Genomic DNA, 13,902 nt, shown 5'->3' on the forward strand with positions numbered 1-13,902 from the left:
AGACAGGCATTATCTACTATTAATAGGGCTTTCCAACTCGTTAAAATTACGATCTAGGTTTATGCTTTTTCTTCATCCGACTATAGCGAAACCAGAATCCAGCCACAGCAAGGCCGACGCCCACCGCAATAACGCCATATTTAACGATATTGACATCAATGGCCCGACTGGCAACTACTATCAGCAGAACACCGAGGATGATCAGCAGCCAGTCGGTGATGATATGAAAAATATTATTTACGGTCTCTATTAAAGAAGCCAATGTTTGCTCTCCACTTTTATGGAGTTTACTTGGTGGTAGATATTCAACGAATCTCACCTTAACCTTGATCTGTAACTGTTGAGTAAAGCTCTAGCCCGAATTTCTCATGAACTTTTTGATTTAACACTCAACCAATTGATATTATTAACTAAAATACAACCTGCACTATTAACAGTGTGTTTTTTGTTTTAAATCAAAAAGTTCCCCCTTTGGGTCAATAGATTTTTCCGCAGGATCTACGTTACAAGCCACTTGCGGTAGTTTACTATCGGAGTCTTCGCTTACCTGCTGCGCGGCTTGTGCCTTGCCCTGCGAAAAACTTTATTGATGAGAAATCCAGGCTGATGCGTACAACTCTGCTGGATAACTATACTCATGCTACGTTTTCCGGTCTGATCGTGCGCAGGGGTAACGCGAACTCCGTGGGTGCAGCTAAACCTTAATTGTTTTTATTATCAGACCTGTTTAAGGCGCTAAGCAGTGCTTTAATGGACGAAATAATAATATCAGTGTCCACTCCCGCGCCCCACCAGCTCTCATTATCCTGATCATATATTTCTATATAGGTGACCGCCTTGGAGGAACTGCCTCGGGTAAGCGCGTGCTCGTGATAAGCATGCAGCGTAAAATCAAGCCCCAGGGTATCGCGCAACCCTTGACAAAAGCCATCAAGCGGTCCGTTACCAACCGCTTCGATCCATTTTTCTTCCCCATGAACCTCCAGCATGGCCTCTACTTCGGCAGTTGAGGATTCTTCATCATTATCTAAATGCCGCTTCAACACATTAAAAGCCTTTAAGGCATAACCGGTACTATTAAAGAGATATTCTTTTTCAAAGGCATGAAAAATCATGTCCGGACTTAACTCATCCCCCTGCGCATCAGCAATTTCCTGGACAACACGACCAAAGCCTGGATGCATTTCTTTGGGCAGCTTAAAGCCAAAGTCCTTATCCATCACATACGCCACCCCACCCTTGCCGGACTGGGAGTTAATACGGATAATCGATTCATAGGTCCGTCCGACATCTTGAGGGTCAATGGGCAGATAAGGAACTTCCCAAAAGCTCTGCGGATCATGGATAATCGCATCCATGCCTTTGTTGATTGCGTCCTGATGGGACCCGGAAAAAGCAGTGTATACCAATTCACCTGCATAGGGGTGCCGCGCATGGACACTCATTTTGGTGCAACGCTCATACACGTTAATGACCTTGTTGATATTGGACAAATCAAGTTCAGGGTCCACGCCCTGGGTGAACATATTCAAAGCCAGGGTAACCAAATCCACATTACCGGTCCGTTCGCCATTACCAAACAAGGTCCCCTCCACCCTGTCCGCCCCTGCCATAAGAGCGAGTTCGGTGGCTGCTACAGCGGTCCCTCTATCATTGTGCCCATGCAGACTTATTAATGCGCAATCTCTGCTGGGAAGGTTACGGCAGAACCACTCTATCTGGTCTGCGTAAATATTGGGGGTCGACATCTCAACAGTGGCAGGCAGATTAAGGATGACTGGATTTTCCGGTGTCGGTTCCCACACATCCATGATCGCCTGACATATCTCAAGGGCAAAATCAAGCTCGGTTCCAGTAAAACTTTCTGGAGAATACTCATAGCGAACCTTTACATCGCTGTCTTTTGCCAGCTCATGAATCAGTTTGGCACCGGCCACACCAAGCGCAACTATTTCCTTGCGCTCCATTTTAAACACCACATCGCGCTGCAATGTTGAGGTGGAATTGTAGAGATGGATTATTGCGTCTTTAGCTCCCTCAAAAGAGGCAAAGGTTTTCTTAATCAGCTGTTCCTTGGACTGGGTAAGTGTCTGGATAACCACCCCTTCAGGAATCCGATTTCCATCGATAAGCATCCGCATGAAATCAAACTCTATCTGGGAGGCTGCCGGAAATCCGACTTCGATCTCCTTAAACCCTATATTGGTCAGTAACTGGAATAGCTCTAACTTTTCTTCGAGATTCATTGGCTGGACAAGAGCCTGATTGCCATCTCTCAAGTCAACACTGCACCATGCAGGTGCAGCATCAATCACTTTTGACGGCCAGGTACGATCAGGTAAATCGATTCTCGTATAGGGTCTATATTTTTGAGTCTTTATCGGGTCCATTTCCATCTCCACATAAGCAGAAGTCAAAAAAACAAAAAAAAAAGCCACGGTTTATACAAACCGTGGCTTTAAAGGGTCAGTCCTAATAGTATCTCAGAAAACAACGCCCTCATCTACCACGGGTGTGGGTAGCAGTTCATCTAGGAGTAGAAGTAGAGCGAGTTTGTTAGGCATAGCAGTCATGATGTATTTTATAATTTTACACATACTAAAGCCACCCAGCAGATTGTCAAGCAAGAAATACGGATATTCCAAAATGTTCCGCTTATGCAGCACCATTAAAAGTGTCGACAATTTCCATCAGCACTCATTCATCACGAATCAGTTGTCCGCGCTTTCCCCAAAGAAATAAAGCCCATAGCAGCTCTGTCCTACCTTGCAGGCGTAGTGATTTCCCTGCAAAAGGCTCCAACAAACTCGCTCTTTCACCTGCAAATATCTGCAAAAAAACCACGGGTTAAATCCTTGAGATCGTCAGGCTTAAGCTCCAGCTCCAGGCCTCGGCGACCGGCACTGACAAAAATAGTCGCATGTTTTTGTGCCGAAGAATCTATGATAGTGGCAAGTTTCTTTTTTTGTCCAAGAGGACTTACACCTCCTAAAACATACCCTGTCGACTTTTCCACGTCTACGGGATCGGCCATACCTGCTTTTTTGGCTCCCGCAGCCTTTGCAATACTCTTCATATGCAATGATGAAGCTACCGGGACCACTCCTACAATCAAATCTTTGGGGCCGATTCGGACGACAAGTGTCTTGAATATCCGTTGTTCGGCTACTTCCATTTTCTCGGCTGCTTCAGCGCCATAAGAATCGCTTTTGGGGTCGTGGGAATATTCATGCACTTTATAAAAAATCTTAGCTTTCTTGGCAGTATTGATTCCTGGAGTCATTATTTTTTCTATACTCGATTGATGGCCACCCTTAAAAAAGCAAATGAAATCGACGGTTATTTCATGACCGACGCCTCAACCTGGGTCGCGGACATGAAAGAGCTGGGGATCCTTAGAATACTTTTAAAGGCGATCCGGTTTTGATTAATACCTATCATGGATTGTGTCAGCCACAAGGTGCCACGGCGGGACAGCTTGCCGCCTCAAAATTTATCGATTTTGTCGGCTCAGAGAAAGGGCAGCAAATCATAGAAAATTATGGTAAGCAGAGGCTGAACAACCCATGTACAATAATACAGAGCACGCAAAACAATACGACCATTGATTGATCGTTATATTAATTTTCGCTACCTTCTGCAGGGTAGCGAAAACTAAAAGCTGCCAATTAGTTATCAGCCTGTTCCGCTGTTTCCGTCTATTTTCGGCATCCTCACATCCATTTATCAATGTCCTTTACCTTTTCCATCAACGAACACCCTACAGGAAAAAACCAGTGAGCAATTTATCACAATCTTGGATCTGGAACCTTTTTTTAATTACTGCTGGTTCAACGATTTACGCAATCGGTATCAAGGCAATAGCCATTCATCACAATTTCATTACCGGTGGCATTTTCGGGGCTGCCCTTCTGCTAAATTATACCGTAGAGGGATTTTCACCTTCCATATGGTTCTTCCTCCTGAATGTGCCGCTTTTTATCATAAGCTACTTTTTTGTGGGAAAGCGCTTTTTTGCCTACAGCCTGTACGGAATGATCATCACCTCTCTAGCCGCTCAGTTTATCACGCTCAATTTTCACATCCATGAACAGATCTACGCAGCCATTGCCAGCGGCCTCATCTGTGGGCTGGGGACAGGTATCATTTTCCGTTCTCTAGGGTCAGCCGGCGGGCTCGATATCGTTGCCGTAATGCTGTACACCAGGTTCAATATTGGGGTTGGTAGAGTATACCTTTTCTTTAATGCGATCCTTTTTGGATTAGCTGCCTCGCTTTACAGTCCTGACATGGTTATCGCCTCAATTATCCTGGTTTTTATTAACTCCACTACCCTTGACCAGGTCATGACACTTTTTAGCCAACGAAAAATAGTCTATGTAATCAGTGACCACAGCAAACGTATAGCAAAAGCTCTACAGGATCAGCTGTCCCAGGGAGCAACTTTTATACGGGGAAAAGGAGCATACAGCGGACAGGACAAGCTGATTCTCATGGCAATAACCAACAATATTCAGCTCAAAAAAATGGAAAATATCGTTTTTGAAACAGACAACAACGCACTGTTTATTGTGGAAAATAGTTTTAATGTTATTGGTTCAGGCTTTGGCAAACGGAAATTATATTAACACCTAAATCCTGCAATTGCCAAGTTTGCCGAAGGTGCGAGGCTGCGTACACGCAGACGTACTGTAGTACTTCAAGTGTGCGCAAACAAAGCAGATTCGGTAAAATCGGCAATCCCGAAGGGTGGCAAGCATGAGAAAAATGCTCTTAAATGTAACTCACATAAAAAGTGAACTGATTTCTTGTTGATAAACCCCACAACAGCCTGGAAAAACATAACTAAAAGCATTTTTGTCATGTTTGACATGCAAGATTTAGGTAACAAGCGATATTCATCTGCAGACAATGGTTCTCCCTTTTCGAGGGGGAACATTTTGCCTTAGTTGGCATACTGTTGTTGCAATATTTTTTTCCCCACCTCTTTGTTCATAATATCTCTAACGATCAACTTGTAGGCGACATAGTACTTATAAATATTTGAGACATACTGAACAGTCTCCCGCCCAATTCTCCGGGCTGCAACCAGTTCCACATTATTAAACCAGATATTGGGATCGAGGCCGTTCTGCAACGCTTCTTTGCGCAGCCTGGCAACGCGTGCCGGGCCGGCATTATAAGAAGCAAAGGAAAAAAGATATTTATTTAACGTATCCACTTCCTGCCCGGAATAGTATCGATCAGCCATAAAACGTAAATATTTTGTCCCGGCATGAACATTAGGTTCCAGCTTGTCAATACCCTGAATATTCACATTCGAGTCAGCTGCCGTACTTGGCAAAACCTGCATAATTCCCACCGCACCGGCCTTACTTCTTTTGCCCTGATCAAGGCCCGACTCCTGGTAGGCAAGCGCCCCGAGCATCAGCCAATCAAAAGCGTACTGATCGCCATATTTCTGAAACAACTTGACAACGTCATTGAACTTCTTGATTTCTTTTTTGGAAACATTATTACGCGCATATTTAGTACTTTTAAGATATCGCTTCATCAGTATGTTGAAGTGCAGCGTGCCCTGACGGTGAGTCTTAACAAAACTATTCAGTTGTTTTTTCAACAAAGGACTTTTTTTACGAATTGCCCAGGCAACATTACCGCCGCTGTGGATAACGATGTTGTCATGCACCTTAATATGGGGAAATACCTGTTTCCACAGGTCAGCTTTATGCAGATCAACAACCACCATAGGAATGAGGCCGGCGTTCACCATCTCCAGCAGGTCCTCATCCTCCAGATACTCATCAGCCGGCATTATGTTTATCGGCTTTTTCCCAGTTGCAGCCAACGTTTCATTGACATGAAGGAGACTTTCATGGTAGCTGCTTGATTTTCTAACAAAAATCTGTTTTCCAGCCAGGTCAAACAAAGACTTAAAAGATGGAGCATTACCAGGGGTGATGACAACTTCTCTGACATCCCGATAAAAAGGATCACCAAAATCAACGATTTTTAACCGTTCAGGAGTGATGGTCAAATTGCCCACCGCAATATCACCATATCCTTCAGCCAGATCTGGAATTAAGCGATCACGAGGGGTTGGTATGATAACGGCTTTTATTTTAACATGACCTTTTTGCTGCTGCTGATTGATATACTTTTCAAAAAACTTGACACTCTCATAAGCCAGTCCCATTTGTTTGCCCTTTTCAAGAAAATAAAAGGTTTTACTAAAAGGTACCAGGAACCTGATCATATGATCTTTTTCCATTACATCAAAATCACCGACTTTCTTACTTTTGTGGTACAGCACACCATCACTTTCTGGCAATGGTGCCCCAAGAGCTGCTTGAAAAGCGGCTCCTGGTAAAAAAATGCATGCCGCTATCAACAAGTAAACGTACAACCGAACTTCCCCAAACATCAACTTTTCCCCATCTTAACCTTATATTCGCCCCGCATACCACTTGCACCAGACATAATGCTCGCCCAAGGTCAGTCCGGTCGGGACCATCCTCCTATGAACCTGCCACCGCCTGTACTGATGAGAAATTCCGACTAAAAGCCATAGAGCCCTGGAAAAATAACCAACGAAGCCAGCACCCCAATTTGAATAATAATAAAAGGCATAACTCCTTTATAAATATCAACGGTGCGCACACCTGGTGGGCATACCCCCTTTAAATAAAATAAAGAAAACCCAAAAGGCGGGGTTAAAAAAGATGTCTGTAAATTCATCGCGATCAGAATCGCAAACCACATCGGATTGATACCTATGGCTTCAGAAATCGGCAGCAGGATGGGAACAACGATGTAGGAGATCTCGATGAAATCGATAAAAAAGCCAAGAGCCATAATTGCCAGCATGGACAGGATCAAAAAACCCCACTTTTCACCGGGAAGATTCATCATAAATTCTTCAACCAGAAGATCCGCACCAGTGTAAACAAACACCATGGAAAAAGCTGTGGCGCCAATTAAAATAGCAAAAACCATAGCCGTGATCTTGACCGTCTCCCTGCAGGAATCTATAACAATTTTCCAACTGAGTTTTTTATATGCCGCAGCCAAAAGCATAGCGCCGATAGCTCCTACAGAAGCAGATTCAGTGGGAGTGGCGATACCAGCAAAAATGGACCCGAGTACCATAACTATCAGTGCAAGTGGAGGGACTATGGCCAAAACCGCCCGCCAAACCATGCCTTTCTTCTCGTCTTCCGGAACCACAATCCGCGGAGCAGCGTCCTTATTTATCATAGAAATGACGAGGATATAGAGAACATAACAGCCAACAAGTGCCAACCCGGGAAATAAGGCTGCCTTAAACAAATCACCCACCGGCAGTTGAAAAACGTCGCCTAAAATAATGAGCACAATGGAAGGAGGTATGATCTGTCCTAGCGTTCCGGCTGCGCAAATAGTTCCGGTGGAGAGCTTTTTGCTGTACCCGTATTTCAGCATGACCGGCAGCGAGATAACGCCCATCGCAACAACTGAGGCCCCAACCACTCCAGTGGAGGCAGCAAGCAAGGTGCCCACCAAAACGGTACTGATTGCCAGGCCACCCCGGACCTTGCCGAACAAAATCCCCATGGATTCCAGCAGCCGCTCTGCCAACTGAGACTTCTGAAGAATAATTCCCATCAGAATAAACAGTGGAATTGCCATCAAAATGGTATTGGTCATGATGGAATAGGTCCTGAACGGCATCATTGAAAACATACTGAAAAATTCTTCCATAACACTCATGAAGCTAGGGTTTGGAAGCAATTCCACAATTGCCGCAATAAGACCAAAAAACATGGCTACAGAACCGAAAGTAAAGGCTACGGGGTAGCCAACAACCAGTAATGCCAGAGCTGCAAAAAACATTATTATCCCAGTCATTTGCTACTCCTGTATTTTTCAACATTCTGAAGGATATAACCGACGGCTGCAAAAAGCAGAAAACCGAACGCCACGGGAATCATACATTTAACAATCCATCTTAATGGCAAGCCACCTGGGTCTTCAGATATCTCACCCGAGTTATATGCGTCCAGAACAAAATCAATGGAGCCGAAAAGGATTAATAATGCCAAAGGAAGAAGGAGAAAAATTGTCCCTAACACATTAATGACAGCCTTTTTCCGCTTGCTCAATCGGTCATATAAAAAATCAACCCGGACATGCCCCTCCTCTTTCAAGGCAACGCCGACTCCAAATAAGATGATGACGGCAAACAAATGCCACTCCATCTCCTGCATCCCAACAGAACTTGCGTGAAACAAATAGCGCATCATGACATCATAGGACACATTCAGTACCATCAGCAAAAGCAAAATGGCCAAACACCTTCCCACAAAATCAACGACTCGACTGATTAACAGCTCAACTTTATTTAACATGGCAGACTGATAAAATTTTGTGTGCATACAAAACTGCCCTGTCACAAAACACATGACAGGGCAGCGAGATAATCCAGCAGTTTATCTGGCGTTACTCAGCTAGGGCTTTGCTGGTTTCTATATAGTTGAATTCAGAAATGATACTCCAGGCCCTAGCTTTTTCCATGTACTCACGCTGTGAGTCGAGTACTTTTTTAAACATTGCATCATTTTCAGCATAGCTGTCATACAAGCCGTCGGCAGCTGTCTTCATTGCCTTAAGTACAGGCTTTGGAAAAGTCTTGACCATAATGTTGGGATATTCTGTCTTCATCTGTGACCAGGCATCCACACTGCCCGCAAAGTTTTCGATATACATATCTGCAGTTACAGCTTTGATTGCAGTATCAAGCATTGCCTTGAACTCTGGAGTCAACTCTTCATAAGCCTTTTTATTAATCAAGAACTGCATCTCCGAGGCAGGCTCATGCCAGCCAGTATAGTAGTAAGGTGCAATTTTATGAAAACCCATTTTAATGTCCATTGCAGGTCCCACCCACTCCAGCGCATCAATGGTGCCGCGGTCAAGAGAAGTATACAGTTCTCCCGGAGGAATATTGGTAACGTTCACGCCCAGTTTTGCAAATACTTCGCCGGCAAGCCCAGGAATCCGCATTTTCAATCCCTTCAAATCGTCCAATGAATTGATTTCTTTTCTGAACCAGCCGCCCATCTGCACACCGGTATTTCCACCGGGTAAACTCAGGACATTGTACTTTTCATAGGCTTCCTGCATCAGCTCCATACCACCGCCGTAGTAAAACCAGGCATACTGTTCAGAAGCGGTCATACCAAAGGGAACAGAGGTGAAGAAAACCATGGCCATATCTTTACCCTTCCAATAATAGGAAGCGCTGTGCCCCATATCATACTGCCCGCCCTTAACCATATCGAGAATACCAAGGGCTGCCTTATGTTTTTCTGCGCCCTCTACTCGGATGGTAAATTGCCCGCCACTCATCTCATCCAGCAGTTTAGCCAGTTTCAGTGGTGGAGAAGCAAGGGGCGTCAAGGTGGAAGACCAGGTCATTGCCAGTTTCCATTTTACAGCTTTTTCTGGAACTGCTGCTTTCTCTTCGACTGATCCAGTCTTAGCGGGTTCCTCCTGATTTTTGCAGCTTGTACCTAGCACTGCAATAGCCATCGCAGCAGTAAGGGATAAAATTATCGTACCAACTCTTTTCATTCTTTCCTCCTCAAGATAGATTTATATTCCTCTCTGGAAGGATACTTGAGTATCCTATTAACCCCTATAGTCAATCATTCTCCTTGCATATTTCAAAAATATGCAGCTGCGTTTCATGGCTTAGCAAAATGCTACAAAAATAAGGTGTTATTCTCATGTTCAAGTAAAAAACTTCTCTGCCAGATCCACTTCTTTCTTGGAACCGATAATCAAGGGTACCCGCTGGTGCAGGTTGGTGGGTTCAATATCGAGAATACGCCTTCCATCGTCGGTAATAGCCCTGCCTCCTGCCTGCTCTACCACCATGGCAAGTGGTGCTGCTTCATACAAAAGGCGGAGTTTGCCTTCAGATTTTTCAGGACTTTTCTTATCCCGCGGATACAGGAAAATACCCCCTTTTACCAGGTTTCGATGAAAATCAGCCACCAGTGAACCGATATACCTCAGGCTGTAAGGGCCCATCCCATCTTCCTCTTTTTTGAGCTGAGCAATAAAATCGCGGGTGGAATCGAGCCAGTAGGTGCTGTACGCCTCATTAACACTGTAATAAGGACAGACATCGGGAATGGTAATATAAGGATGAGAAAGAAAAAATTCGCCGACACTCGGGTCTAAGGTAAAGCCATGAACACCTGATCCGGTTGTATAGACCATAACCGTTGAAGAACCATAGATTATGTAACCGGCCGCAACCTGTTTGCTCCCTTTCTGCAGAAGGTCTGCCTCGGTGCCCATGCCTTTTTCAGAAAGACGACGGTGGATGGAAAAAATAGTACCGATACTGACATTGACATCAATATTAGATGAGCCGTCAAGGGGATCAAAGGCAATGGTGTATTCACCTTCATAGCCATCCAAAACCGGTATGACCTCGTCATCCTCTTCCGAGGCCATTACACAGACATACCCACACTGCTCCATGCGCCTTTTTATGGTTTGATTGGCAAATACATCCAGTTTTTGAACAGTTTCCCCCTGAATATTGGTTTTTCCGGACTGCCCGAGAATGTCGGCAAGGCCGGCCATGTTCACCTCTGCACTGATAATTTTGCCGGCAACCACCAGATCATTGAGTAAACCGGTTAATTCACCCGTTGCATCAGGATGGAGCAGCTGGTCATCCATAATCTGCCTGGAAACCGTTATTCCTTTTCTTTTTTCAAGCATGCGCTCTCCTTTAAAAACGAACTTCCTTTTTACATCGATTACGATTTTTTTGTTTCACGTTCCGGCAGAGGATTCCAGTTCCGCAACAGGTTCACCAAGGTACGAGTACCAATGCCGGAAGGCCCTTTGGGCACATATGACTTTTCAGTGTATTCCCACGCAGTACCAGCTATATCCAGGTGAGCCCATGGTACATCTCCTACAAATTCCTGCAGATAGCAGGCAGCTGTTATGGTCCCGGCACTCTTGCCTCCGGTATTTTTGATATCAGCAACTGTGGAATCAATCTGCTTTCTGTATTCCGGACCAATGGGTAATCGCCATAAAAGCTCACCAGACCGCTCTCCTGCTTCAAGCAACCGCTCTGCCAGGGTATCATTATTGGCGACGAGACCGGTTCGATGATGCCCGAGTCCGATAATAACCGCACCTGTCAAGGTAGCAACATCGATAACAGCCTCCGGCGCATACGTTTCTATGCCATAGGCAAGGGCATCGGCTAAGATCAGTCGTCCCTCGGCATCCGTATTAATAATCTCAGATGTCTTGCCACCAAAGTGGGTTATAATATCGCCGGGTTTCAGTGCAGCACCACCTGCCATGTTATCTGTGGTCGGCACCAATCCAATCACATTGACTCCTGCAGGTGCTTCTTCAGCAATGGCCTGCATTGCAGTTATCACGGCTGCCCCACCGCACATATCGTACTTCATGTCTTCCATGCCGGCAGCAGGCTTCAGACTTACCCCGCCGGAATCAAAAGTCAGCCCTTTACCGACCAGCATTACCGTCGGATCTTTCTTGTCCGTCTTATATTCAAGCACAACCAGCTTGGGCGGCTGTTCAGAGCCCTGATTAACCCCTAAAATCCCTCCCATGCCAAGCTTTTTCATAGTTGCCTTTTCGATGACCTTGTACTTGAGACGAAACTTTTTAGAAATTTTCTTGGCATACTCAGCAAATTCTGCAGGGGTCCATCCATTCCCCGGCTGATTGGCCATATCCCGAGCAGCACACGCTGCTTCAGCCAAAATCCGACCTCGATTCATCCCTCTGCGGACAGCCGTTGACGATAATCCGCCATCACTGAGGAAAAAAGTTGTCACCGGCTTTACTTTTTCAATAGCCTCTTCATCGGTCTTGTATTCTGTAAACCGATAGTTGCCGAGCAGCAGCCCTTCGGTAATGCTTTCCGCTATTTCAGCTGCAGAAAGTACAAATTCTTTGGGTAAAACCACCAGCACATCTACTGCTTTCACCTTACTGCCCTGTGTTGCGATGATGCCACCGGCAATACGGAGTTGTTCCAAACGGGCAGCCATGTTATCATCTTGTTGGCCAAGCCCGACCAACAGCACCCGGCCTGCTTTCAGTTCTTCCTGTTCACCAATTAATCCAGGATAAAACAAAAACGTTTCTTCTTTTTTTCCCTTAAAATCACCTTGCTCCTTTATCTGATAGAGAGCCCTGTTTACCAATGAAGCCGTTTCCCCCGGCAACCGTTCCACTCCTTCTTCTACCAGGTAAACCAAGAGGTCTCCTGCAAAATCCTCAGGGGTCTTGCTTGTCAGTTTTATCATCTTCGCCTCAAGATATATCTCTCTTTCACAACACTATCCAGTCAATTGAGCGGTAGATATAAGCCACCCCTACGGGATCTGGATCCAATTATTTTCAAAAAAAATTGCAAGAAAAATCAGCCTGGCCCACTTACCCTCTCTTTTAAAACACATCGAGGCAACCTTGTTTAATGGCACACAATGCTCTATGCAAACTGCACCTTATGGAGTTACACGATTACACACGATTCATCCAAAATATGAGCAAAAGGGACACAACTTCAATTCTTACACCAAAGTTCACTGAACCTCAATTGGCAAAACTGTTATTTTCCGCTAAGATAGCAAAAAATTATATCCTTACAAGGAGGCTCCATTGCTAACTATTTTTATAGTTTCTGTTTGCTGTGCCATCATTATTTCCGCATTATGCAGTATTTTTGAAGCGGTGCTCTACTCGCTGTCTATACCCCATGTCGAACTGATGGCTGAAAAACACCCTCATCAAGCAAGAGGCATGAACCAGTTAAAGGAAAATATAGAGAAACCTATAACCGCTATCCTTACCCTCAACACCATTGCCAACACAATCGGCGCATCTGTGGCAGGGGCTGCTGCTGTCGCCCTTTTCGGCCAGCACTCTCTAGTCTGGTTCTCCATCAGCTTTACCCTGGCCATACTTATTTTTTCCGAAATTCTGCCCAAGACCATCGGTGTGGTATACACCAGACAGTTGGCACCATTTATTGTACGACCACTCCAATGGATGATTACCCTGCTCCTGCCAATTATATGGCTCTGCAGAACCGTGACCAGACTAGTCCCCAACAGCCCTAATTCAAACCAAATATCGGCAGAAGAACTGAAAACCATTGCCAGCCTGAGCAGGAAATCCGGCGAGATCGAAGCCGATCAGGAGGCAATCATCGGCAATATCCTTCAGCTTGGTAAAAAATCAGTACGAAAGGTTATGACCCCCAGAACAGTCACCTACTCTGTCGACCAATCAACGACAATACGCGAGGCCGCGCAAGATGAGGAAAAATGGCGCATGCACAGCAGAGTTCCGTTGTTTAAGGACGGGGACCAGGATGATGTAGTTGGCCAAGTGCTCAGCCAGGAGGTATTAATGGCTGCAGCCCTTGACCAGGACGACCTCCAGCTCTCACGTATTATGCGACCAGTCCACTTTGTCCCGGAAACGGCCCCTTTAGACCGAGTCTTTATTGAGTTCTTTGAAAACCACCAGCACCTGATGGTCGTGGTCGACGAATACGGCAGCGTAACAGGCGTGATCAGCCTGGAAGATATTATCGAAGAAATACTGGGCCGTGAAATTGTTGATGAATCGGATAAAAATCAGAATATGCGAGAGTTTGCACGGTTGAAAAAGAAAAAACTCGCTGCCGAGGAAAATCAGGCCACGCCTATTACCCCGGCAAAAGAGAAAGAGCAGGAAGCCGAATAACCTTTACAGCTCCCCTGACAAACAAATGTAAGTAAAGTGGCGACAGTGTTAAAAGAGTGGTACATATGTGCGCTGTTAAATTAATCAGCACTCACT

The 13,902-nt window shown here is 45.2% G+C and carries 11 protein-coding genes; 2 read left to right on the forward strand and 9 right to left on the reverse strand.

Annotated elements, in window-relative coordinates:
* Positions 1-46 precede the first annotated feature (46 nt).
* From ACHZCY_RS06745 to ybaK, 3 genes are all read right to left on the reverse strand, one after another.
* A complete protein-coding gene (locus ACHZCY_RS06745) occupies positions 47-262 on the reverse strand; it encodes a hypothetical protein (RefSeq protein ID WP_319548284.1) in 216 nt (71 codons plus the stop codon).
* A gap of 439 nt (positions 263-701) precedes the next feature.
* Positions 702-2,381, reverse strand: a complete 1,680-nt coding sequence (gene leuA, locus ACHZCY_RS06750) for a 2-isopropylmalate synthase (RefSeq protein WP_394713371.1) — start codon at positions 2,379-2,381, stop codon at positions 702-704.
* Between the two features lie 434 nt (positions 2,382-2,815).
* Positions 2,816-3,283 carry a Cys-tRNA(Pro) deacylase gene (ybaK, locus tag ACHZCY_RS06755; RefSeq protein WP_205221824.1) on the reverse strand — a complete coding sequence of 156 codons (468 nt, stop codon included), beginning with the start codon at positions 3,281-3,283 and terminating at the stop codon, positions 2,816-2,818.
* Between the two features lie 493 nt (positions 3,284-3,776).
* Between ybaK and ACHZCY_RS06760 the strand changes: the two genes are divergently transcribed.
* A complete protein-coding gene (locus tag ACHZCY_RS06760; protein WP_205221825.1) occupies positions 3,777-4,628 on the forward strand; it encodes a YitT family protein in 852 nt (283 codons plus the stop codon).
* Between the two features lie 317 nt (positions 4,629-4,945).
* Here ACHZCY_RS06760 and ACHZCY_RS06765 read toward each other — a convergent pair whose 3' ends face one another.
* The 6 genes from ACHZCY_RS06765 to ACHZCY_RS06790 all read right to left on the reverse strand — a co-directional run bounded on the left by ACHZCY_RS06765 (position 4,946) and on the right by ACHZCY_RS06790 (position 12,359).
* Positions 4,946-6,424 (reverse strand): MltF family protein, encoded by a 1,479-nt coding sequence (locus ACHZCY_RS06765; RefSeq protein WP_319548286.1) that lies wholly within the window; start codon positions 6,422-6,424, stop codon positions 4,946-4,948.
* A gap of 134 nt (positions 6,425-6,558) precedes the next feature.
* A complete protein-coding gene (locus ACHZCY_RS06770) occupies positions 6,559-7,887 on the reverse strand; it encodes a TRAP transporter large permease (protein ID WP_205221827.1) in 1,329 nt (442 codons plus the stop codon).
* A complete protein-coding gene (locus ACHZCY_RS06775) occupies positions 7,884-8,414 on the reverse strand; it encodes a TRAP transporter small permease subunit (protein WP_319548287.1) in 531 nt (176 codons plus the stop codon). The genes ACHZCY_RS06770 and ACHZCY_RS06775 overlap by 4 nt, the downstream gene beginning before the upstream one ends.
* A gap of 64 nt (positions 8,415-8,478) precedes the next feature.
* Positions 8,479-9,612, reverse strand: a complete 1,134-nt coding sequence (locus ACHZCY_RS06780; protein WP_319548288.1) for a TRAP transporter substrate-binding protein — start codon at positions 9,610-9,612, stop codon at positions 8,479-8,481.
* Positions 9,613-9,771: 159 nt separating this feature from the next.
* Positions 9,772-10,779 (reverse strand): class 1 fructose-bisphosphatase, encoded by a 1,008-nt coding sequence (gene fbp, locus ACHZCY_RS06785; RefSeq protein WP_205221830.1) that lies wholly within the window; start codon positions 10,777-10,779, stop codon positions 9,772-9,774.
* A 38-nt stretch (positions 10,780-10,817) separates the two neighbouring features.
* Positions 10,818-12,359, reverse strand: coding sequence for a leucyl aminopeptidase (locus tag ACHZCY_RS06790; protein WP_205221831.1), 1,542 nt, complete (start codon positions 12,357-12,359; stop codon positions 10,818-10,820).
* Between the two features lie 355 nt (positions 12,360-12,714).
* Between ACHZCY_RS06790 and ACHZCY_RS06795 the strand changes: the two genes are divergently transcribed.
* Positions 12,715-13,806 (forward strand): hemolysin family protein, encoded by a 1,092-nt coding sequence (locus ACHZCY_RS06795; protein ID WP_205221832.1) that lies wholly within the window; start codon positions 12,715-12,717, stop codon positions 13,804-13,806.
* Positions 13,807-13,902: the final 96 nt, after the last annotated feature.

The sequence above is a fragment of the Desulfogranum marinum genome, assembly GCF_963675105.2.
GTDB lineage: Bacteria > Desulfobacterota > Desulfobulbia > Desulfobulbales > Desulfobulbaceae > Desulfogranum > Desulfogranum marinum.

What these genes read in the sequence shown, in the direction of transcription:
- ACHZCY_RS06780 (WP_319548288.1), bottom strand. Translation starts at nt 9,612, where the DNA reads ATGAAAAGAGTTGGTACGATAATTTTATCCCTTACTGCTGCGATGGCT.
- fbp (WP_205221830.1), bottom strand. Translation starts at nt 10,779, where the DNA reads ATGCTTGAAAAAAGAAAAGGAATAACGGTTTCCAGGCAGATTATGGAT.
- ACHZCY_RS06790 (WP_205221831.1), bottom strand. Translation starts at nt 12,359, where the DNA reads ATGATAAAACTGACAAGCAAGACCCCTGAGGATTTTGCAGGAGACCTC.
- ybaK (WP_205221824.1), bottom strand. Translation starts at nt 3,283, where the DNA reads ATGACTCCAGGAATCAATACTGCCAAGAAAGCTAAGATTTTTTATAAA.
- ACHZCY_RS06765 (WP_319548286.1), bottom strand. Translation starts at nt 6,424, where the DNA reads ATGTTTGGGGAAGTTCGGTTGTACGTTTACTTGTTGATAGCGGCATGC.
- ACHZCY_RS06775 (WP_319548287.1), bottom strand. Translation starts at nt 8,414, where the DNA reads ATGCACACAAAATTTTATCAGTCTGCCATGTTAAATAAAGTTGAGCTG.
- ACHZCY_RS06770 (WP_205221827.1), bottom strand. Translation starts at nt 7,887, where the DNA reads ATGACTGGGATAATAATGTTTTTTGCAGCTCTGGCATTACTGGTTGTT.